The organism is Streptomyces sp. NPDC089799 (genome assembly GCF_040684755.1).
Lineage (GTDB): Bacteria > Actinomycetota > Actinomycetes > Streptomycetales > Streptomycetaceae > Streptomyces.
In genome coordinates this window covers 231083-250317 of record NZ_JBFBGR010000001.1, presented here as the reverse complement: position 1 = coordinate 250317, position 19235 = coordinate 231083, and the positions used below count along the sequence as shown (strand labels likewise).

General features: G+C 73.6%; 17 protein-coding genes. 6 read left to right on the top strand and 11 right to left on the bottom strand.

The annotated features are described in order from the left end of the window. The first annotated feature begins 45 nt into the window (after positions 1-45). Genes AB0O36_RS00965 through AB0O36_RS00955 form a run of 3 tightly spaced genes read left to right on the top strand, consistent with a single transcriptional unit; the run spans position 46 to position 3369 of the window. Complete coding sequence (locus tag AB0O36_RS00965; protein ID WP_365102136.1) at positions 46-1662, top strand: AMP-binding protein; 1617 nt, start codon at positions 46-48, stop codon at positions 1660-1662. A 4-nt stretch (positions 1663-1666) separates the two neighbouring features. Beyond that, entirely contained in the window at positions 1667-2479 is an 813-nt protein-coding gene (locus AB0O36_RS00960) for a PaaX family transcriptional regulator C-terminal domain-containing protein (RefSeq protein ID WP_365102133.1), read from the top strand. Positions 2480-2529: 50 nt separating this feature from the next. Next, positions 2530-3369, top strand: a complete 840-nt coding sequence (locus tag AB0O36_RS00955) for a GNAT family N-acetyltransferase (RefSeq protein WP_365102130.1) — start codon at positions 2530-2532, stop codon at positions 3367-3369. Between the two features lie 21 nt (positions 3370-3390). Here AB0O36_RS00955 and AB0O36_RS00950 read toward each other — a convergent pair whose 3' ends face one another. Both AB0O36_RS00950 and AB0O36_RS00945 read right to left on the bottom strand, forming a co-directional pair. Then, positions 3391-5628 carry a bifunctional salicylyl-CoA 5-hydroxylase/oxidoreductase gene (locus tag AB0O36_RS00950; RefSeq protein ID WP_365102128.1) on the bottom strand — a complete coding sequence of 746 codons (2238 nt, stop codon included), beginning with the start codon at positions 5626-5628 and terminating at the stop codon, positions 3391-3393. A 2-nt stretch (positions 5629-5630) separates the two neighbouring features. Continuing rightward, a complete protein-coding gene (locus tag AB0O36_RS00945) occupies positions 5631-6458 on the bottom strand; it encodes an enoyl-CoA hydratase family protein (RefSeq protein WP_365102125.1) in 828 nt (275 codons plus the stop codon). 225 nt (positions 6459-6683) lie between these two features. Here AB0O36_RS00945 and AB0O36_RS00940 point away from each other — a divergent pair, with 225 nt between their 5' ends. Next, entirely contained in the window at positions 6684-7325 is a 642-nt protein-coding gene (locus tag AB0O36_RS00940; RefSeq protein WP_365102122.1) for an ATP-binding protein, read from the top strand. Here the strand turns inward: AB0O36_RS00940 and argF are convergent, their stop codons facing one another. From argF to AB0O36_RS00905, 7 genes are all read right to left on the bottom strand, one after another. Then, a complete protein-coding gene (argF, locus tag AB0O36_RS00935; RefSeq protein WP_365102119.1) occupies positions 7326-8336 on the bottom strand; it encodes an ornithine carbamoyltransferase in 1011 nt (336 codons plus the stop codon). A gap of 161 nt (positions 8337-8497) precedes the next feature. Continuing rightward, positions 8498-9724, bottom strand: a complete 1227-nt coding sequence (locus AB0O36_RS00930) for an arginine deiminase (protein ID WP_365102116.1) — start codon at positions 9722-9724, stop codon at positions 8498-8500. A gap of 73 nt (positions 9725-9797) precedes the next feature. Beyond that, a complete protein-coding gene (locus AB0O36_RS00925; protein ID WP_365102113.1) occupies positions 9798-10292 on the bottom strand; it encodes a hypothetical protein in 495 nt (164 codons plus the stop codon). A 289-nt stretch (positions 10293-10581) separates the two neighbouring features. After that, entirely contained in the window at positions 10582-13227 is a 2646-nt protein-coding gene (locus AB0O36_RS00920; RefSeq protein WP_365102110.1) for a polynucleotide kinase-phosphatase, read from the bottom strand. Beyond that, positions 13224-14756: a 3' terminal RNA ribose 2'-O-methyltransferase Hen1 gene (locus AB0O36_RS00915; protein ID WP_365102107.1), complete on the bottom strand. Its 1533-nt coding sequence runs from the start codon at positions 14754-14756 to the stop codon at positions 13224-13226. The genes AB0O36_RS00920 and AB0O36_RS00915 overlap by 4 nt, the downstream gene beginning before the upstream one ends. 116 nt (positions 14757-14872) lie before the next feature. Next, on the bottom strand, positions 14873-15340 hold the full coding sequence (locus AB0O36_RS00910; protein WP_365102104.1) for a hypothetical protein: 468 nt from the start codon (positions 15338-15340) through the stop codon (positions 14873-14875). A 262-nt stretch (positions 15341-15602) separates the two neighbouring features. After that, positions 15603-16031, bottom strand: a complete 429-nt coding sequence (locus AB0O36_RS00905) for a hypothetical protein (protein WP_365102102.1) — start codon at positions 16029-16031, stop codon at positions 15603-15605. Between the two features lie 150 nt (positions 16032-16181). Between AB0O36_RS00905 and AB0O36_RS00900 the strand changes: the two genes are divergently transcribed. Further along, complete coding sequence (locus tag AB0O36_RS00900) at positions 16182-16652, top strand: lamin tail domain-containing protein (RefSeq protein WP_365102099.1); 471 nt, start codon at positions 16182-16184, stop codon at positions 16650-16652. Beyond that, the gene (locus tag AB0O36_RS00895) at positions 16652-17227 is read left to right on the top strand and encodes a hypothetical protein (protein ID WP_365102096.1); all 576 of its coding nucleotides are present in this window, start codon (positions 16652-16654) and stop codon (positions 17225-17227) included. The genes AB0O36_RS00900 and AB0O36_RS00895 overlap by 1 nt, the downstream gene beginning before the upstream one ends. On the opposite strand, the gene mmuM is transcribed toward AB0O36_RS00895, so the two are convergent. Together mmuM and AB0O36_RS00885 are read right to left on the bottom strand one after the other, a co-directional pair. Beyond that, positions 17224-18117 (bottom strand): homocysteine S-methyltransferase, encoded by an 894-nt coding sequence (mmuM, locus tag AB0O36_RS00890; protein WP_365102093.1) that lies wholly within the window; start codon positions 18115-18117, stop codon positions 17224-17226. The genes AB0O36_RS00895 and mmuM overlap by 4 nt on opposite strands. Before the next feature lie 7 nt (positions 18118-18124). Then, the gene (locus AB0O36_RS00885; RefSeq protein ID WP_365102090.1) at positions 18125-19048 is read right to left on the bottom strand and encodes an LLM class F420-dependent oxidoreductase; all 924 of its coding nucleotides are present in this window, start codon (positions 19046-19048) and stop codon (positions 18125-18127) included. Positions 19049-19235 lie beyond the last annotated feature (187 nt).

Sequence of the window (19235 nt, the reverse complement as noted above, 5' to 3'; positions counted from 1 at the left end):
CCGCACAACGGGGCCCGGACCGTTGTGCAAGGGGGCGATCCCGCCTTGGAACTCCTGCCTTCCGCCCACGCAGACACCTTCGCCCGCGACCACCTGCCACCCCCGCACGCCTGGCCGGAACTGGTCTTCCAGTTGCCCGAACTGGCCTATCCGGACCGGCTGAACTGCGCGGCGGAGCTGCTGGACGCCACCGTCACGCGCTTCGGCCCGGACCGGCCGGCCTTCCGCACCGCCGCCGGCGAGGTGTGGACGTACGGCGAGCTCCGCCGGCGGGTGGACCGGATCGCCCGGGTGCTCACCGAGGACCTGGGCGTGGTCCCGGGCAACCGGGTGCTGCTGCGCGGCCCGACCGGCCCCTGGCTGGCCGCCTGCTGGCTGGCGGTGGTGAAGGCGGGCGCGGTGGCCGTCACCGTGCTGGCGCAGCAGCGCGCCCAGGAACTGGCCACCGTGTGCGCGATGGCCCGGGTGCAGTTCGCGCTGTGCCACGCCTCGGCGCTGGCGGACCTGCGCCGGGCCGGGGTGCCCGGCCTGCGCATCACCCCGTACGGCGGAACGGACCCCGGCGATCTGCTGCACCTGGCCGCGGAGCACCGGGAGGGGCGGGACGATCCCTTCCCGGCCGTGCCCACCTCCGCCGACGACGTGGCACTGATCGCCTTCACCTCCGGGACCACCGGCCGCCCCAAGGGCTGCATGCACTTCCACCGGGACGTGCTGGCCGTCGCCGACACCTTCTCCCGGCAGGTGCTGCGCCCCCGCCCGGACGACCTGTTCGCCGGCAGCCCGCCGCTGGGCTTCACCTTCGGCCTCGGCGGGCTGGTGGTCTTCCCGCTGCGGGCCGGGGCCTGCGCGCTGCTGCTGGAGCAGGCGGGCCCCCGGCAGCTGCTGCCGGCCCTGGCCGAGCACCGGGTGACCGTGCTGTTCACCGCACCGACCGCGTACAAGGCGATGCTCGGGGAGCTGGACGGCCACGACCTCTCGGCGCTGCGCAGGTGCGTGTCGGCCGGGGAGAACCTGCCGGCCGACACCTGGCGGGCCTGGCACGAGCGCACCGGCCTGCGGATCATCAACGGCATCGGTGCCACCGAGCTGCTGCACATCTTCATCTCGGCCGCCGACGAGGACATCCGCCCGGGCACCACCGGCCGGGTGGTACCCGGCTGGCAGGCCCGGGTGGTGGACCCCGACGGCCGGCCGGTGGCGGACAACGAACCCGGCCTGCTGGCCGTCCGCGGCCCGGTGGGCTGCCGGTACCTGGCCGATCCGCGGCAGGGCGAGTACGTGCGCGACGGCTGGAACCTCACCGGGGACACCTACGTCCGCGATCCGGAGGGGTACTTCCGCTACGTCGCCCGCGCCGACGACATGATCATCTCCGCGGGCTACAACATCGCCGGCCCGGAGGTGGAGGAGGCCCTGCTGCGCCACCCGGACGTGCTGGAGGCGGCGGTGGTGGGCCGGCCCGACGAGCGGCGCGGCCAGGTCGTGGTGGCGTACGCCGTCACCCGCGAGGGTTCGGCCGTGTCCGAGGACGCGCTGCGCGCCTTCATGAAGGACGAGCTGGCCCCGCACAAATGCCCGCGCACCTTCGTCTTCCTGCCCGCCCTCCCCCGGACCGCGACCGGCAAGGTCCAACGCTTCCGGCTGCGGGATCTAGAGTGACCACGTGGCCGAGCAGCACACCCCGCGATCCCTGATCGTCACCTTCTACGGCGCCTACGGACGCTCCGCCGAGGGACCCGTCCCCGTGTCCGCGCTGGTCCGCCTGCTGGGCGCGGCCGGCGTGGACGCCCCGTCGGTGCGGTCCTCGGTGTCCCGGCTCAAGCGGCGCGGGTTCCTGGTGCCGGGCCGGGCCGCGGACGGCTCCGCCGGCTACGGCCTCTCGGACGAGGCCCGCGAACTGCTGGAGGACGGCGACCGGCGGATCTACGCGGAGCCGCCGGCCGGGGACGCGGAGCCGGCCTGGCTGCTGGCCACGTTCTCGGTGCCGGAGCAGGAGCGGCACAAGCGGCACCTGCTGCGCTCCCGGCTGGCACGGCTGGGCTTCGGGACGGTCGCGCCGGGCGTGTGGATCGCCCCCGCGCACGTGGAGGACGAGACCCGGCACACCCTCGGCCGGCTCCAGCTCACCCCGTACGTGGAACTGTTCCGCGGCGGGCACCTCGGATTCGCCCCCACGGCGGAGGCGGTGGCCCGCTGGTGGGACCTGACCTCGCTGGCCAAGCAGCACGAGGAGTTCCTGGACCGGCACGAGCCGGTGCTGCGGGGCTGGCAGGGCGGCCCGGCGGCGCCGGAGCCGGAGGCGGCCTACCGGGACTACCTGACGGCCCTGGACAGCTGGCGCCGCCTCCCGTACGCCGATCCCGGCCTGCCGCGCACACTCCTGCCCTCGGACTGGCCGGGCGACCGCTCGGCGGCGGTCTTCGCGGAACTGCACGCGCGGCTCCGCGACCCGGGCGCGGCCTTCGCCGCGCTCTGACGCCGCTCAAATCGGGTGCGCGGCGGAGGCGAGGTCCGCGACCATGGGCCATGACTTGGACCTTCACGCGTGATCTGAACACGTACCTCGAAACCGCCGGGCCCGCGGTCGGCGCCGACGCCGTGTCCAACACCATGCTGCTCACCGTCGCCGATGCCCTCGCCCGGCGCGGGGTGCACGCCTTCGGTGACGAGGATCCGGTGTTCGGCTGGTGGACCGGGCCGGACGGCCGGGTGGCCGGGGCGCTGCTGTGGACCCCGCCGCATCCGCTGCTGCTCGGTGCCGTACCCCCGGAGGCCGTCTCCGCGCTGGCCGCCGACCCGCTGCTCGGGGCGGCCGGCGGGTTCAACGCCCGGCGGGCCGACGCCGAGGCGCTGGCCGCGGCCTGGGGGCGGCCGAGCCGGGTGGAGGAGGAGCAGCGGCTGTACCGGCTGCCGGGGCGGGAGGGGCTGGTCCCGCCGGATCCGGCCCCGGCGGGCAGCGCGCGCACCGCCGTCCCGGACGACCTTCCGCTGCTCGTGGAGTGGTTCGCGGCGTTCAACGCGGACGTCGGGGAGTCCGGCACCCCTTCCGAGGCCGTGCTCCTGGACCGGATCTCCTACGGCGGGCTGGTGCTCTGGGAGGATCCGGCCGCCACCCCCGTGTCCATGGCCGGCCACTCCCGCACCGTCGGCGGCGCCGCCCGGCTGTTCCCCGTCTACACCCCGGCCCCGCTCCGGGGCCGCGGGTACGCCGCCGCCGTCACGACCGCCGCGAGCAGGGCGGCGTACGCCTCCGGGGCCGGGGAGGTGCTGCTCTTCACCGACCTGGCCAACCCCACCAGCAACGGCGTGTACCTGCGCCTGGGCTACCGCCCCGTGGAGGACCGGACCATCGTCGTCCCGGTGTGAGGGGCGGCCCGGGGCCCGGGGTCAGGTCCTGCCGGTCGGCGGCTTGCGGCTGCCGGCCCGGTAGGGGGCCGGCCAGGGGGCTGCGGCGCCCTCGTAGCCCTGGTCGGCCGCCGCGTGCAGGGTCCAGTGCGGGTCGTACAGGTGCGGGCGGGCCAGGGCGCACAGGTCGGCGCGGCCGGCCAGCAGCAGGGAGTTGACGTCGTCCCAGGAGGAGATCGCGCCGACCGCGATGACCGGCACGCCCAGGGCGTTGCGGATCCGGTCGGCGTACGGCGTCTGGTAGGAGCGGCCGTATTCGGGGCGCTCGTCGGCGACCACCTGCCCGGTGGAGACGTCGATGGCGTCGGCGCCGTGCGCGGCGAAGGCCGCGGCGATCGCCACCGCGTCCTGCTCCGTCGTGCCGCCGTCCGCCCAGTCGGTGGCGGAGATGCGTACGGTCATCGGCCGGTCCTCGGGCCAGACCGCGCGGACCGCGTCGAAGACTTCGAGGGGGAATCGGAGGCGGCCCTCCAGGGTGCCCCCGTAGGCGTCGTCACGGCGGTTCGTCAGCGGGGACAGGAAGCCGGACAGCAGGTAGCCGTGCGCGCAGTGCAGTTCCAGCAGGTCGAAGCCGCAGGCGGCGGCGCGGACCGCCGCTGCCGTGAACTCGTCCCGGATCGAAGCCAGTTCGGGGACGGTCAGGGCGTGCGGGGTCTGGTTCAGCCCCGGCTTGTACGGGAGCGGGGAGGCGGCCGCCACCGGCCAGTTGTCCTCCGGCAGCGGCTCGTCGATGCCCTCCCACATGACCTTCGTGGAGCCCTTGCGGCCGGAGTGGCCGAGCTGGACACCGAGTGCGGTGCCCGGTGCGGAGCCGTGCACGAAGTCCACGATCCGGCGCCAGGCCCCGGCCTGCCCGTCGGTGTACAGGCCGGCGCAGCCGGGGGTGATCCGGCCCGAAGGGGAGACGCAGACCATCTCGGTCATCACCAGGCCGGCTCCGCCCAGGGCCCGGGAGCCGAGGTGGACCAGGTGGAAGTCGCCCGGCACCCCGTCCATGGCGGAGTACACGTCCATCGGAGAGACGACCACCCGGTTGCGCAGGGTCAGGCCGCGCAGCCGGTACGGGGTGAACATCGGCGGGGTGGCACCGTCGGGGCAGCCGAAGTCCCGCTCCACGGCGTGGGTGAAGCGGGCGTCGCGCAGCCGCAGGTTGTCGTGGGTGACCCGGCGGCTCCGGGTGAGCAGGTTGAAGGCGAACTGGCGGGCGGGCTGGCCGGTGTACCCGGCGAGTTCCTCGAACCAGCGCATGCTGGCGGCGGCCGCGCGCTGGGTGGAGGCGACGGCCGGGCGGCGGGCCTCCTCGTACGCGGCGAGCGCGGCGGGTACGTCACCGGGTGTGGCGGTGACGGCATCGGCCAGGGCGAGGGCGTCCTCGACGGCCAGTTTGGTGCCCGATCCGATGGAGAAGTGCGCGGTGTGGGCGGCGTCGCCGAGCAGCACGGTGTTGCCGTGCGACCAGCGTTCGCAGACGACGGTCCGGAAGGCGGTCCACGCGGAGCGGTTGCCGCGCAGGGCGCGCCCGCGCAGGGCCTCGCCGAAGATCTTGGCGCAGCGGGCGGCGGACTCGGTCTCGTCGCACAGGTCGAAGCCGGCAGCGTGCCACACCTCCTCGCGCATTTCGACGATCACGGTGGAGGAGTCGGCCGCGTAGGGGTAGCCGTGGAGCTGCATCACGCCGTGCTCGGTCTCGGCGATCTCGAAGCGGAAGGCGTCCAGGGCGAAGTCGGCGGCCAGCCAGATGTAGCGGCAGCGGCCGGTGGCGACGGTGGGCCGGAGGTGCTCGGCGAGGGCCCCGCGGGTGGCGCTGTGCACCCCGTCGGCGGCCACCACCAGGTCGTACGAGGCCGCCAGCGCGGCCGGGTCCGGGGCCTCGCGGCGAAGCCGCAGGTCCACGCCGAGGCCCGCGCACCGGGCGTGGAGGACCTCCAGCAGCCGGCGGCGGCCGAGGGCGGCGAAGCCGTGGCCGCCGGAGGTGAGCAGCCGGCCCCGGTGGACGATGTCGATGTCGTCCCAGCGGACGAACCCGGCGGACAGGGCCGCGTACACCTCCGGGTCGGCGCTCTCGATGCCGCCGAGGGTCTCGTCGGAGAGCACCACCCCGAAGCCGAAGGTGTCGTGGGGCGCGTTGCGTTCCCAGAGGGTGACCTCGTGGCCGCGGCGGGCGAGGAGCGCGGCCGCGTACAGCCCGCCGGGTCCCCCGCCGGTGACGGCGGCCCGCACGGCTAGCGTCCCCGCCAGGCGGGCGGGCGCCCGCCGGTGAACGCCGCGTGGAACTCGGCGTAGTCCTCGCCGTTCATCAGCAGCGCCTGGGTGGCTGCGTCCAGTTCCACCGAGGCGGCCAGCGGCATGTCGAGCTCGGCGGTGAGCAGGGCCTTGGTCTGGGCGTAGGCGAGGGCGGGGCCGGCGGCCAGGCGGTCGGCGAGTTCGGCGGCCCGGACGCCCGCCTTGCCCTCCTCGGTGAGCTCGCTGAGGAGTCCGATCCGTTCGGCCTCTGCGGCGTGGACGGGTTCGCCGAGCATCAGGAGGCGGGTGGCGTGGCCGAGTCCGACCACCCGGGGCAGCAGGTAGGCGGCGCCCATGTCGCCGCCGGACAGGCCCACCCGGGTGAAGAGGAACGCGAAGCGGGCGGTGGGGTCGGCGATCCGGAAGTCGGCGGCGAGGGCGAGGACCGCGCCGGCCCCGGCGGCCACGCCGTGCAGGGCGGCGATCACCGGGAAGGGGCACTCCCGGACGGCGCGCACCACCTGGCCGGTCATCCGGTTGAAGTCGAGGAGCTGGGCGGTGTCCATGGCGAGGGTGGCGCCGATGATCTCGTCCACGTCCCCGCCGGAGCAGAAGCCACGGCCTTCGCCGCCGAGCACCAGGGCCCGGACGGAGCGTTCGCGGGAGAGTTCGGCGAGCAGATCGCGCAGGTCGGCGTAGGCGCCGAAGGTGAGCGCGTTCAGCTTCTGGGGGCGGTCGAGGGTGACGGTCGCGACTCCGTCCTGCCGGGTGACCCGGAGGTGGCGCCACCGTTGCGTGCCGGCTGCGGAACCAGTGAAGGGGCTCACGGTCCCGACCGTAGCACCGATCTGTGACTGCCGTCACGAAGTCGCGATAGCTTGGCCGGGACGGCGCGGCCGTCCCCGCCCAAGGTCCCGGGGCGGGCATGACCCTGGTCCCGCCAGGGGGCGCCGGGGTGCCCTTGGGGCACACTTTCCGGCTCCGTATCGTTGAAGTGTTGAACGAGTTGCGCCCGTGTCCCCGCCGGTGCCGCACGGAAAGGACCGCCCGCCATGCCGACCGCACCCACTGCGCCCGGTGCACCGACCCCGCCGGCCTCGCCGGCCGCGACGGCCGCGACGGCCGAACCCTGCGTGCCCGCGGCCGCCGCCGCGGCCGCCATCGTGCCCGTCGCCGGACCCGCCGGTGCGGCCGGACCCGCCCGGCGCATCGTGCTCCCGCACTCCGTCGCGGCGGTCCCCATGGCCCGCGCCCTGGTCCGGAACACGCTCGCCGAGGCCGGGCAGCCCGCCGACGGCGACACCGCGGAACTGCTCACGGCGGAGCTGGTCGCAAACGCCGTGCAGCACGCGCGCGGCGAGGGCCCCATCGAGATCGTGGTGGAAGTGCTGCCGGACGGGTGCCAGGTGGAGGTCCACGACGGCGATCCGGTGGACGTGGCGGTGGCGGTGGCGCCCGCCCTCCCCGCCGGGCGGGCTCCCGACGGGCACCACCGGCAGGCCGGCCGGCACCCGGACCGGCACCCGGACCCGCATGCGCATCCGGACCCGCACCCGGAGGCTCCGGACCCCTGGCAGGAGGGTGGCCGCGGCCTGTTCCTGATCCGCGCGCTCAGTTCCTCCTGCGGTCAGCGACCGACGGACCGCGGCAAGGCGGTGTGGTTCACCCTGCCGACGCTCCGGTGCACCGTATGACTATGCGGCGGGCCCGGCGAGGGTGGCGACCATCACGGCCTTGATCGTGTGCAGCCGGTTCTCCGCCTCGTCGAAGACCACCGAGTGCTCCGACTCGAAGACCTCGTCGGTGACCTCCAGGGCGGTCAGCCCGTGCCGCTCGTGGATCTCCCGCCCGACCTTGGTGCCCAGGTCGTGGAAGGCCGGCAGGCAGTGCAGGAACTTGACGTCCGGGTTGCCGGTGGCGCGGAGCACGTCCATGGTGACCGCGTAGCCGCGGAGCGCCTCGATCCGCTCGTCCCACACCTCCTTGGGCTCCCCCATCGAGACCCAGACGTCGGTGGCGACGAAGTCGGCCTGCGCGACCCCCTCGGCCACGTCCTCGGTCAGCGTGATCCGGGCACCGCTGACCTGCGCGAGCTCCCGGGCCCGGGCCACGACCGGCTCGGCCGGCCAGTACGCCTTCGGCGCCACGATCCGTACGTCCATGCCGAGCAGGGCGCCGGTGACCAGGTAGGAGTTGCCCATGTTGAAGCGGGCGTCGCCGAGGTAGGCGAAGGAGATGCCGTCGAGGGGCTTGTCCGAGTGCTCGGTCATGGTGAGCACGTCGGCCAGCATCTGGGTGGGGTGCCAGTCGTCGGTCAGCCCGTTGTAGACGGGGACCCCCGCGTACGCGGCCAGCTCCTCGACGGAGTCCTGGCTGTCGCCCCGGTACTCGATGGCGTGGAACATCCGGCCGAGCACCCGCGCCGAGTCCCTGACCGACTCCTTGTGGCCCAGCTGGGAGCCGGAGGGGTCCAGGTAGACGGTGTGCGCGCCCTGCTCGGCGGCGGCGACCTCGAAGGCGCACCGGGTGCGGGTGGAGGTCTTCTCGAAGATCAGCGCGATGCTGCGCCCCTGGAGCCGGCGCACCTCGGTGCCCGCCTTCCTGGCCGCCTTCAGCTCGGCGGCCAGCTCGACCAGACCGCGGAACTCGGCGGCGGTGAAGTCGAGCTCCTTGAGGAAACTGCGGCCGGCGAGGTCGATGGCCATGAGGGTGCTCCAGGGTGGCGCGGGACAAGAGACCATGGAAGTCTATACGAAAGCTTGCATTGCTATACGGAAATGCCCGGAGGGGCTCGTCACACCGGACCGGGTGGCTCCGTCAGACCGGACCGGGTGACTCCGTCGCACAGGACCGGGCGGCGGCTCCGTCAGACCGGGTCCCGTTCGACCGGGCAGCTCATGCACCGGGGACCGCCCCGGCCGCGCCCCAGCTCGCTGCCCGGGATCTCGATCACCTCGATGCCCTCCCTGCGCAGGTGGGTGTTGGTGGTGACGTTGCGCTCGTACGCGATCACCACGCCGGGCTCCACGGCCAGCACGTTGCAGCCGTCGTCCCACTGCTCCCGCTCCGCCGAGTGCACGTCCTGGGTGGCGGTCAGGACCCGGATGGAATCCAGCCCGAGGGCGGCGGCGATCGCCCGGTGCATGTGCTCCGGCGGATGGTCGGTGACCTTCAGCTCCTGCCCGTCCCCGCCCGGCTCGATGGTGTAGGAGCGGAGCATGCCCAGGCCGGCGTACTGGGTGAAGGTGTCCCCGTCGACCATGGTCATCACCGTGTCCAGATGCATGAAGGCCCGCCGCTTGGGCATGTCCAGCGCCACGATCGTGCGGGCCGAGCCGGCCGCGAACAGCCCCCGCGCCAGCATCTCCACCGCCTGCGGGGTGGTGCGTTCGCTCATCCCGATCAGCACCGCCCCGTTCCCGATGACCAGGACGTCCCCGCCCTCGATGGTGGAGGGGTAGTCGGCCTGGCCCTGCGACCAGTAGTGGAAGGGCCCCGAGGAGGTGAACAGCGGATGGTGCTTGTAGATCGCCTCGAAGTGCACGGTCTCCCGCTGCCGGGCCGGCCAGCGCATCGCGTTGATCGACACCCCGTCGTAGATCCAGGCCGAGGTGTCCCGGGTGAACAGGTGGTTGGGCAGCGGGCCGAGCAGGAAGCCGTCCAGCTCCAGGGCGTGGAAGCGGACCGAGACCGGTTCGGCGTGCCGCTCCAGGAACTCCCGTTTGGTCATCCCGCCGACCAGCGCCTCGGCCAGCTCGGCGGAGGACAGCTCGTCGAAGGCCGACCGGAGGTGGTCGGTGGCGAGCGGACCGTATTCCTTCTCGTCGAACACCCGGTCGAGGACCAGCCGTCTGGCTTCGGGCAGGTCCAGCGCCTCGCCCAGCAGGTCCCCGAAGAGGTGCACCTCGACCCCGCGGTCGCGCAGCACGTCCGCGAAGCCGTCGTGCTCTTGTCGGGCCCGGCGCACCCACAGCACGTCGTCGAAGAGCAGCGCGTCCTTGTTGCTCGGTGTGAGCCGCTTCAGCTCCAGGTCGGGCCGGTGCAGTATGACGCGGCGGAGCCGCCCGGTCTCGGAATCGACATGGAATCCCATGCGGTACACGTTCGCAGACCGGACGGCGTTTCGACGTGGAGTTGACGCAGCGTCGTCTCCGCGCGGACGGACCTCAGTGCAGGCCGAGCAGCGCCGAGGGCTCGCCGACGAGCTCCGGGCCGACCACCCCGAGCTTGGGCAGGGTCACGTTGGGCAGGCCGTAGTTGGAGGCGTCCGGCGCGGTCAGCGGCAGGCCGAGCACCGCGCCCGGGCCGCGCGCCGCCATGGTGGTGGCCGGGGCCTCCAGGGAACCCTCGGCGTCCTTCTTCTCCGGGCCGAGGGCATTGGGCACCTTCGAGGCGACCAGGGTGCGGCCGAGACCGAGGTCCAGGGGCACCGTGGGCAGCGTCCGCTCGGGCATGAGCTCCCCGGTGTGGAACCGGGGGGCGTCGATCGCGCCGACCACGGGGACCGGTACGCCGGTGGCGACCCGCGGGGCGTCGATGCCGAGCGTCGACTCGACGCCCTCCAGCGGGACCCCGACCGGGACATCGGCCGCGGCCGGGGACGCCGCCCCCGCCGCGGCCATACAGGTCATGAGCGCCGCAATGCTTCCGCGCGCGGTCATCTTCATATCTGACGTTCCGTCCTTCCACATGGGTCATGTACATCCGCTGTCATGGAAGAACGATCCCGTGCGCACCTGGTCACAACCGGTGGTCCGGGCCTTGACGCCGCCCCGCACGGCCTTGACGCGGATCCCGGGCCGGCCTTGACGGGGATCCCGGGCCGACCCTGACCCGGATCCCTCGCCGGCCCCGACGGCCCGGCCCGCGCCGCCGCTCCTGACGGCGCGGGCCCGGCCTTGGGCCGGGCGTGGGCCGCAGCCCACGCGGCCCTGGTCTGCCGGACAGTCCCTAGAGCCGGGGGTCGACCGGCTCCGACTCCAGTGCCAGCACGGCGAACACCGTCTCGTGCACCCGCCACAGCGGCTCGCCCGCGGCCAGCCGGTCCAGCCCCTCCAGACCCAGCGCGTACTCCCGCAGCGCCAGCGACCGCTTGTGGCCGAGGAAGCGCTGCCGCAGCCGCTCCAGGTTCTCCGGACGCGTGTAGTCCGGGCCGTAGATGATCCGCAGGTACTCACGGCCGCGCACCTTGACCCCGGGCTGCACCAGCCGCCCGTCCGCATCGCGCGCGTACGCCTGCAGCGGCTTGACGACCATGCCCTCACCGCCCGCGGCCGTCAGCTCCAGCCACCAGCCGGTGCCCGCCCGTACGGAGTCCTCGTCGCCGGTGTCGACCACGATCCGCCCGGTACGGCGGAGCAGCCCGGTGCCGGCCTTCTCGTCGGCCTCGACCAGCCGGTCCAGCCAGGCCAGCTGCCGGTCGTGCGGCTCCGCCGCGAGGCTGCGCCCCTGGGCGGCGAGCAGCTGGAAGGGCGCGAACCGCACCCCGTCCAGGCCGTCGGTGGTCCAGCAGTAACGGCGGTACGCCTCGGTGAAGGCCGCCGCGTCGGCCGCCCGGTCCTGCTGCCGGGCGAGCAGTCCGGCGGTGTCCACGCCGCGTGCCGCGGCCGCCTCCAGGGCGGCGAGCGCCGCCGGGAAGACCGCTCCGGCGGCCGCGCCCACCGCCGCGTACTGGCTGCGCAGCAGTCCCGCAGACTTCAGCGACCAGGGCAGCAGCTCGCCGTCCAGCAGCAGCCAGTCGGTGGCCAGTTCCTCCCACAGTCCGGCCGCGGAGACCGCGTCCCGGAGCCGGGCGAGGACCTCCTCGGTGGTGGCCGGGTCGTCGAAGAACGGGCGTCCGGTGCGGGTGTACACGGAGCCGGACGGCCCCTGCACCCCGAACCGCTCCGCGGCCGTGTCCGCGTCCTTGCAGAGCAGCACCACGGCCCGGGAGCCCATGTGCTTCTCCTCGCAGACCACCTGCCCGATGCCGTCCTTGCGGTACTGCGCGAAGGCCTCGGCCGGGTGCTCCAGGTGGCCTTCCTCCTTCGAGGTCGCCGTCGGCGCCATGGTCGGCGGCAGGTACGGCACCAGCCGCGGGTCGGCGGCGAAGCGGCTCATGACCTCCAGGGCCGCTGCCGCGTTCTCCTCGCGCACGGCGACGTTCCCCAGGTGCCGGGTCTCCACGGTCCGCCGCCCGTGCACGTCGGCCAGGTCCAGCGGCCGGCCCTCGTGTCCACCGGGCGCGGCGGCGGCCAGCGGCTTGACCGGCTCGTACCAGACCCGCTCGGCCGGTACGTCGACCAGCTCGCGCTCCGGCCAGCGCAGCGCGGTCATCCGTCCGCCGAACACCGCGCCGGTGTCCAGGCAGATGGTGTTGTTGACCCAGGAGGTGTCCGGGACCGGGGTGTGGCCGTAGACCACGGTGGCCTTGCCCCGGTACTCCTCGGCCCACGGGTACCGCACCGGCAGCCCGAACTCGTCGGTCTCGCCGGTGGTGTCGCCGTACAGGGCGTGCGAGCGGACCCGGCCGGAGGTGCGGCCGTGGTACTTCTCGGGGAGTCCGGCGTGGCAGACGACCAGGTTGCCGCCGTCCAGCAGGTAGTGGCTGACCAGGCCGTCGATGAAGGTGCGGACCTCGGCGACGAACTCCTCGTCCTCCTTGCCCAGCTGCTCGACGGTCTCGGCGAGGCCGTGGGTGAGCTGCACCTTGCGCCCCTTGAGGTGGCGGCCGAGCTTGTTCTCGTGGTTTCCGGGCACGCACAGCGCGTTGCCGGACTTGACCATGCCCATGACGCGGCGGAGCACGCCGGGGCTGTCCGGTCCCCGGTCGACGAGGTCGCCGACGAACACGGCGGTCCGGCCCTCGGGGTGCACACCGTCCCGGTAGCCGAGCTTGCCGAGCAGGGTCTCCAGCTCGGAGGAGCAGCCGTGGATGTCACCGACGATGTCGAAGGGGCCGGTGAGGTGCCGCAGGTCGTTGAAGCGCTTCTCCAGCACCACCTCGGCGGCCTCGACCTCCTCGACGCTGCGCAGCACGTGCACCTTGCGGAAGCCCTCGCGCTCCAGGCCGCGCAGCGAGCGGCGGAGTTCGCGACGGTGCCGCTGGATCACGGCGCGGGGCAGGCCGGCGCGGTCGGGACGGGTGGCGTTGCGCGCGGCGCAGACCTCTTCGGGCAGGTCGAGGACGATCGCGATGGGCAGCACGTCGTGGGCGCGGGCGAGCTGGACCAGCTGCCGGCGGGCGTCCTGCTGCACGCTGGTGGCGTCGACGACGGTGAGGCGGCCGGCGGCGAGCCGCTTGCCGGCGATGTAGTGGAGGACGTCGAAGGCGTCCCTGCTGGCGCTCTGGTCGTTCTCGTCGTCGGCGACCAGGCCCCGGCAGTAGTCGGAGGAGAGCACCTCGGTGGGCTTGAAGTGCCGGCGGGCGAAGGTGGACTTGCCCGATCCGGTGGCGCCTATCAGGACGACGAGGGACAGGTCGGTGACGGGCAGCACCCGCTTCCGGCCGGCGGTGGCGGCACCCGCGCGGTCCTCGGTACCGGTCTGGGTACCGGTGACTTCGGTGGCGTCGGTGGCGTCGGTGGCGTCGGTGGCGTCGGTGGCGTCGCTGTTCATGCGGCCTCTCCCTCCTTCGGGGCGCCGGTGGCGGTGGTGGTGGTCAGGGTGGTGAAGACGGCCATCTGGGTGGGCGGGCCGACCTCGGGGTCGTCGTCGCCGACGGGCACGTACGAGACGGAGTACCCGTACCGTTCGGCGGTCCCCGCCGCCCAGGTGCGGAACTCCTCGCGGGTCCATTCGAAGCGGTGGTCGCGGTGCCGTACGTGTCCGGCCGGCAGGGACTCCCAGCGCACGTTGTACTCGACGTTCGGGGTGGTCACCACCACCGTACGGGGGCGGGCCGAGCCGAAGACGGCGTACTCCAGGGCCGGCAGCCGGGGCAGGTCCAGGTGCTCGATGACCTCGCTGAGCACGGCCGCGTCGTAGCCGGCGAGCCGCTTGTCGGTGTAGGCGAGCGAGCCCTGGAGCAGCCGGACGCGGGAGCTCTGGCGCTCACCCATGCGGTCCAGCCGCAGCCGCCGCGCGGCGACGGTGAGGGCCTTCACGGACACGTCCACGCCGACGATCTCGGTGAAGGCCGGGTCCGAGAGCAGCGCCTGGACCAGCTGGCCCTGGCCGCAGCCGAGGTCCAGCACCCGGTGGGCGCCGGCCTCGCGCAGCACGGCGAGGACCGCATCGCGGCGCTGCTGGGCGAGCGGCACGGGCCGCGCCGCGCCGTCGGATTCCGCCCCGCCTTCGACGGCGTTGTCGCTGCCCTCGACGGCGTTGTCACCGTCTTCCACGGCGTTGTCGATGTCCTCGACCTCGCTGCCGTCCGCCTCGGCGAGCCGGACCAGCTCCAGCCGCTCCATGGCGGCACGGGTCAGGCCCCAGCGGCGGGACAGGTAGCGGGCGGTGATGAGCGCGTGCTCGGGGTGCCCGGCCAGCCAGCCGTCGCCGGCCCGGAGCAGCTTGTCGACCTCGTCGGGGGCCACCCAGTAGTGCTTGGCGTCGTCCAGCACCGGCAGCAGGACGTAGAGCTGCCGCAGGGCGTCGGCCGGACGCAGCTCGCCCTCCAGGACCAGGCGTACGTACCGGGAGTCGCCCCACTCCGGGAAGTGCTCGTCGAGCGGGACCGGATCGGCGGTCACGGAGGTCCAGCCGAGCGGCCCGAACAGCCGGTGCACCAGCGCCGCCCCGCCGCGCGCGGGCAGCGCGGGGATCTCGATGCGCAGCGGCAGCGGCTGCTCCGCCAGCTCGGGCCGGGCGGTGCACCGACCCTGGAGCGCGGTGCGGAAGACACTGCCGAGGGCCACGGCGAGCAGCGAGGAGGCTGCGTACGGGCGGTCGTTGACGTACTGCGCGAGGGCGGCGTCGGGAGCCCCGCCGCGGCCCTTGCCCTGACCCCGCCGGACCAGCGCCACCGGGTCGACCTCCAGCAGCAGCGCGGCGGTGCACCGTTCGGCCGTGGCCTCGGGGTACAGGACGTGCGCGGTGCCGTGGGAGGTACTGAACGACTGGGCCCTGCCGGGATGCTTGTGCAGCAGGAAGCCCAGGTCAGTGGCCGGTTTCTCGGCGGTGCCGGTGGTGCTGATCGTCAGGAACATGCGCTTCAGCATGACCGCCCCGACCGCCACGGGCGACTGGATTTCCCGTCCGGCACCGCCGACCTCACGCGGCGCGGCACGCCATTCCCCGGGAGACGGGACTTCGGCAGTGCGGATCAGACGATGGGCCGCACACGGTATCGGCCCGTTCCAGGCGGTGCCATGTGCTCGCCACAGGCCATGTACTGCCGGAAGCCCTCGTCCGGTGCCGCTCCCGACACCTCTTCCGACGCCTCTTCCGACACGATCCACTGCGCGACGGCCGTACATGCTCCACCCGCGTCCGACAGCACGACCCCACACTCCGGTTCGCAGTAGCGGAACGTCTGCTGGAGCCGCTCCGGCGCCCGCCGGCCCACGTAAGCCCGGTGGACCGGGTGCTCATCGGTGAGGATCCGGCCGACCACGGCGTACAGCTTCCGGCCGCCGGCCTCGCCGACGGGATCGATCCGGTCGATCTCCACGGCCAGTCGCACGGTCTGGTCTCCGGTGGAGGCGTACAGGGCGATCGTCTGCTCGGCTGCCCTGTCGGTACCGAGCTCCCAGCACCCCCGGTTCAGGGCGTAGACGAGCTCCGGAGCCATCCCCTCCTGCCACCCCTTGCACGGGCGGCCCAGCAGATCCCCGTCGGGGCAATCAGAGAGGGGGGCGAGGCTGAACAGGATCAACGGTTCCTCCGGGTAATCCGGCTGCCCGCAGTGGCAGTCCGGCCGGAGTGTAGGTGCCGACGTGCGCACGCATGGCTCGGGTCCGTCATCCGGTCGCTTCCGCCCGGTGAGCCACGGGACATCGGCAGCATCGGCAGTGCCCGTCGCGCCGGCGCGCACCGGGTGTCCCCGGTGGACGTCAGGCGTCTCGGGGCGGGAGCAGGCCCTTGCGGCGGGCTTCGGCGATCCAGCGGCCGGCCGTGGCTTCCGATTTGCCCCAGCGGGCGGCGATGGCCCGGCGGGGCGGGATCCCGTGGTCGACGGCCCAGCGGTAGAGCTCCGCGACCCTTGCGGTGTGCTCGTTCCCGCCGCCGTACGGCCGGCCCTCCGCGGCGGGGGCGGGTGCGCCGGAGAACTGGGCGACACGGGCCTCGGCCGCGGCCCGCAGGAGGGTGTCGAACGGCAACCTGCGCAGGAACGTCGCGGTCACGGGCCGGTCCGCCGGTGCGGAGACGTAGAACCCGTGCGGTTTGGTCCCATCGGCCAGGAAGGAGACGACGAACGCGTAGCCCTCGTACCCGTCCACCTGCTCCACGGTGATGGTGTTCGCGCTGGTGGTGACCTTCATGTACTGCCCTCCCTGGCTCAAAATTGATCACCTGCATGTAACGCAAGCGCTCAACTTGATCGAGGCTGTGCCATGATTACGACCGCCCCGGCTCCATCATGCCGCAGTGCGGAGGCGGGGCTTTGTCATGCCACCAGCAGGGGGGATCCCATGAAGAAGACCCACGTCATCGGCGCTTCCGCCGCCTCCGCCGCGCTCGCCGTCGGCATCCTGGCCGCGCCGCCGGCCGTCGCCGCCACCCACCAGGGCGGCCTGCACTTCGGCGCGCTCCAGTTCGACGGCCCGGGTGCGGACCGTCCGCAGACGAACGCGAAGCTGAACGCCGAGTACGTCGACATCCACAACAACACCCGCGCGGCGGTCCAGCTGAAGGGCTACACGGTCCGCACCGACTCGGGCTTCAAGGCCACCTTCAGCGGCTCCTTCGTCCTGGGCGCCGGCAAGACCGTGCGCGTGCGCAACGGTCAGGGCACCAACACCGGCTCCACGGTGTACCGGAAGGCCAACAATTTCTGGTTCAACAACAGCAAGGGCGGCGTCACCCTGTACGCCGCGAACGGCACCAAGAAGGACTCCTGCTCCTGGAAGGCCAACGGGCGCGGTTACACCACCTGCCACTGATGACATCCATACCGCCCCCGCCGCCCCTCCCACCTCCGGTTCCCCGGGCGCCCGGCTGGGGGGCCCGGCAGAAGACGGCGCTCGGCTGCGGCGGCATCGCCGCGGCCACCCTGGCCGTCCTCGTGGTCGCCGCCTCGTGCACCGCGGATCCGCGGACGGTGACCCGCTCCACGCCCGGCCCCACGGTCACCGTCACCGTCACCGCCACGTCCTCCGAGCCCGCCCCGCCCGGTCCGACCGTCACCACCACGGTGACCGAGACGGCCACCGTGACCGAGACGGCGACCCCACCCGCGGCGGAGACCGCCCGCACCGAGGAAGACGGCCCCGCCACGGAGATTCCGGGCGACGGCAGCTACGTGGTGGGTGAGGACATCCAGCCCGGCACCTACAAGACCGCCGGCCCCGAGCCCGGATTCATCGCCAACTGCTACTGGGCGCGGCATTCCAGCGCCGACGGCAGCTTCGACAGCATCATCGCCAACGGCAACTCGCAGGGCGCCACCGTGGTGACGGTCAAGAAGTCGGACAAGGTCTTCGAGACCAACGGCTGCAAGACCTGGAAGCGCAGCTAGTCACCGAGCGGGGCACCGCCCGGTCCGCCCATGGCGTCCGCCAGGTCCGCGATACCCGGCGGGCCGACGCGGCAGCAGCCGCCGATCAGGCGGGCGCCGGCCCGCCGCCAGGAGTCGACCGGCCACGGGAGGGGAGCGGCCGGCCGGTTCCAGGTGCCGGTGGCGGCGTCCCAGACCGAGCCGTCGTTGGGGTACGCCACCGCCGGCCGGCCGGTGGTCCGGGCGGCCAGGGCGACGGCCGGCAGGACCTCCGCGGGGTCACAGCAGTTGACCCCGGCCGCGATCACCTCCGGGATCCCTGCGGCGAGTGCGAACGCCTCCGCCAGGGGCTGTCCGGCCCGGGTGCGGCCGCCCTCGACGGTGTACGAGAGCCAGGCCGGCACCCCGGTGCCGGCCAGCAGCGACAGCAGGGCTTCCGCCTCGTCGGTGTCCGGGACGGTCTCCAGGGCCAGCACGTCCGGACCGGCGGCCAGCAGGGCCTCGATCCGCGGGCGGTGGAAGTCCGCGAGCTGCCGGACCGTCAGCCCGTACCGGCCCCGGTACTCGGAGCCGTCCGCGAGCAGTGCCCCGTACGGGCCGACCGAGGCGGCCACCCACACCTCGCGCTCCGCCTCCTCGGCGGCGCGCGCGGCCAGGGCGACGCTGCGCTCCAGCAGTGCGGGCTCGGCCCCCACCTGATAGCTCGCGGTGATCAGCACCTCGGCGCCGGCCCGGACGTACGCGGCATGGGCGGCGGTGATCTGGCCGGGCGCTTCGTCGAGCACCCGGCCCGTCCACCGGCCGCCGGACAGATCACAGCCCTGGTCGGCGAGCCGGTTGCTCAGGCCGCCGTCGAGCAGGACGGTCCGGCGGTCCAGGGCGGCGGCGAGCGGGCCGGATGCGCGGGTCATCGGAGCCTCAGCCGAGCTGGGAGAGCACCCGGTCGGAGATCAGCTCCAGGTGGTCCAGATCGTCCAGGTCGAGGACCTGGAGGTAGATGCGGGAGGAACCGGCCTCCGCGTAGGTGCCGATCTTCTCCACGACCTCGGCAGGGGAGCCGGCCAGCCCGTTGGCCTTGAGCTCGTCGGCGTCCCGGCCGATCGCGGCGGCCCGGCGGGACACCTCGGCCTCGTCCCGGCCCACGCACACCACCAGCGCGTTCGAGTAGACGAGGTCCCCGGGCGCCCGGCCGGCCTGTTCGGCCGCGTCCCGGACCCGGCCGAACTGCCGCCGGCTGTCCGCCACGGAGGCGAACGGCATGTTGAACTCGTCCGCGTACCGCGCGGCCAGGGCCGGCGTCCGCTTGGCGCCGTGCCCGCCGATCAGTACGGGCACCTTGGCCTGGAGGGGCTTGGGCAGCGCGGGTGAGCCCTCCACCGTGTAGTAGGTCCCGTCGAAGTCGAAGGTCTTTCCGACCTCGGTGCCCCACAGCCCGGTGACGATCGCCAGCTGCTCCTCCAGCCGGGCGATCCGCTCCGCCGGGAAGGGGATCCCGTACGCCTTGTGCTCCTCCTCGAACCAGCCCGCACCGAGGCCGAGCTCGATCCGGCCGCCGGACATCCGGTCCACCTGCGCCACCTGGATGGCCAGCACGCCGGGCAGCCGGAACGTGCCGGCGGTCATCAGCGTGCCGAGCCTGATCCGGCTGGTCTCGCGGGCCAGCCCGGCGAGGGTGATCCAGGCGTCGGTCGGCCCGGGCAGCCCGTCGGCCGAGCCCATCTTCAGGTAGTGGTCGGAGCGGAAGAACGCGTCGAAGCCGAGGTCCTCGGTTGCCTTTGCCACGGTGAGCAGGGTGTCGTAGGAGGCGCCCTGCTGGGGCTCGGTGAAAATGCGAAGATCCATACCCCCATCCTGCCCCCAGTGCCGTGCCTTTCGGATCGGTCCGGATCGGCGCGATCCGGACGCCGCGGGCCGGCACGATCAGAAAGACACGGCCCGACGCCCCGGCAGGGTGAATCTCCGTCAACGTCGAGCCTCCGGCAGGTCCCCGCCAGTGACCGGCGCCGACGGTGATCGTTGGCCCGTCCGG

Bases quoted from the DNA above. Each gene is read 5' to 3' on its own strand.
- AB0O36_RS00955 (WP_365102130.1), top strand. From the start codon at position 2,530: ATGACTTGGACCTTCACGCGTGATCTGAACACGTACCTCGAAACCGCC.
- AB0O36_RS00940 (WP_365102122.1), top strand. From the start codon at position 6,684: ATGCCGACCGCACCCACTGCGCCCGGTGCACCGACCCCGCCGGCCTCG.
- argF (WP_365102119.1), bottom strand. From the start codon at position 8,336: ATGGCCATCGACCTCGCCGGCCGCAGTTTCCTCAAGGAGCTCGACTTC.
- AB0O36_RS00930 (WP_365102116.1), bottom strand. From the start codon at position 9,724: ATGGGATTCCATGTCGATTCCGAGACCGGGCGGCTCCGCCGCGTCATA.
- AB0O36_RS00925 (WP_365102113.1), bottom strand. From the start codon at position 10,292: ATGACCGCGCGCGGAAGCATTGCGGCGCTCATGACCTGTATGGCCGCG.
- AB0O36_RS00920 (WP_365102110.1), bottom strand. From the start codon at position 13,227: ATGAACAGCGACGCCACCGACGCCACCGACGCCACCGACGCCACCGAC.
- AB0O36_RS00915 (WP_365102107.1), bottom strand. From the start codon at position 14,756: ATGTTCCTGACGATCAGCACCACCGGCACCGCCGAGAAACCGGCCACT.
- AB0O36_RS00910 (WP_365102104.1), bottom strand. From the start codon at position 15,340: ATGGCTCCGGAGCTCGTCTACGCCCTGAACCGGGGGTGCTGGGAGCTC.
- AB0O36_RS00905 (WP_365102102.1), bottom strand. From the start codon at position 16,031: ATGAAGGTCACCACCAGCGCGAACACCATCACCGTGGAGCAGGTGGAC.
- AB0O36_RS00900 (WP_365102099.1), top strand. From the start codon at position 16,182: ATGAAGAAGACCCACGTCATCGGCGCTTCCGCCGCCTCCGCCGCGCTC.
- AB0O36_RS00895 (WP_365102096.1), top strand. From the start codon at position 16,652: ATGACATCCATACCGCCCCCGCCGCCCCTCCCACCTCCGGTTCCCCGG.
- mmuM (WP_365102093.1), bottom strand. From the start codon at position 18,117: ATGACCCGCGCATCCGGCCCGCTCGCCGCCGCCCTGGACCGCCGGACC.
- AB0O36_RS00885 (WP_365102090.1), bottom strand. From the start codon at position 19,048: ATGGATCTTCGCATTTTCACCGAGCCCCAGCAGGGCGCCTCCTACGAC.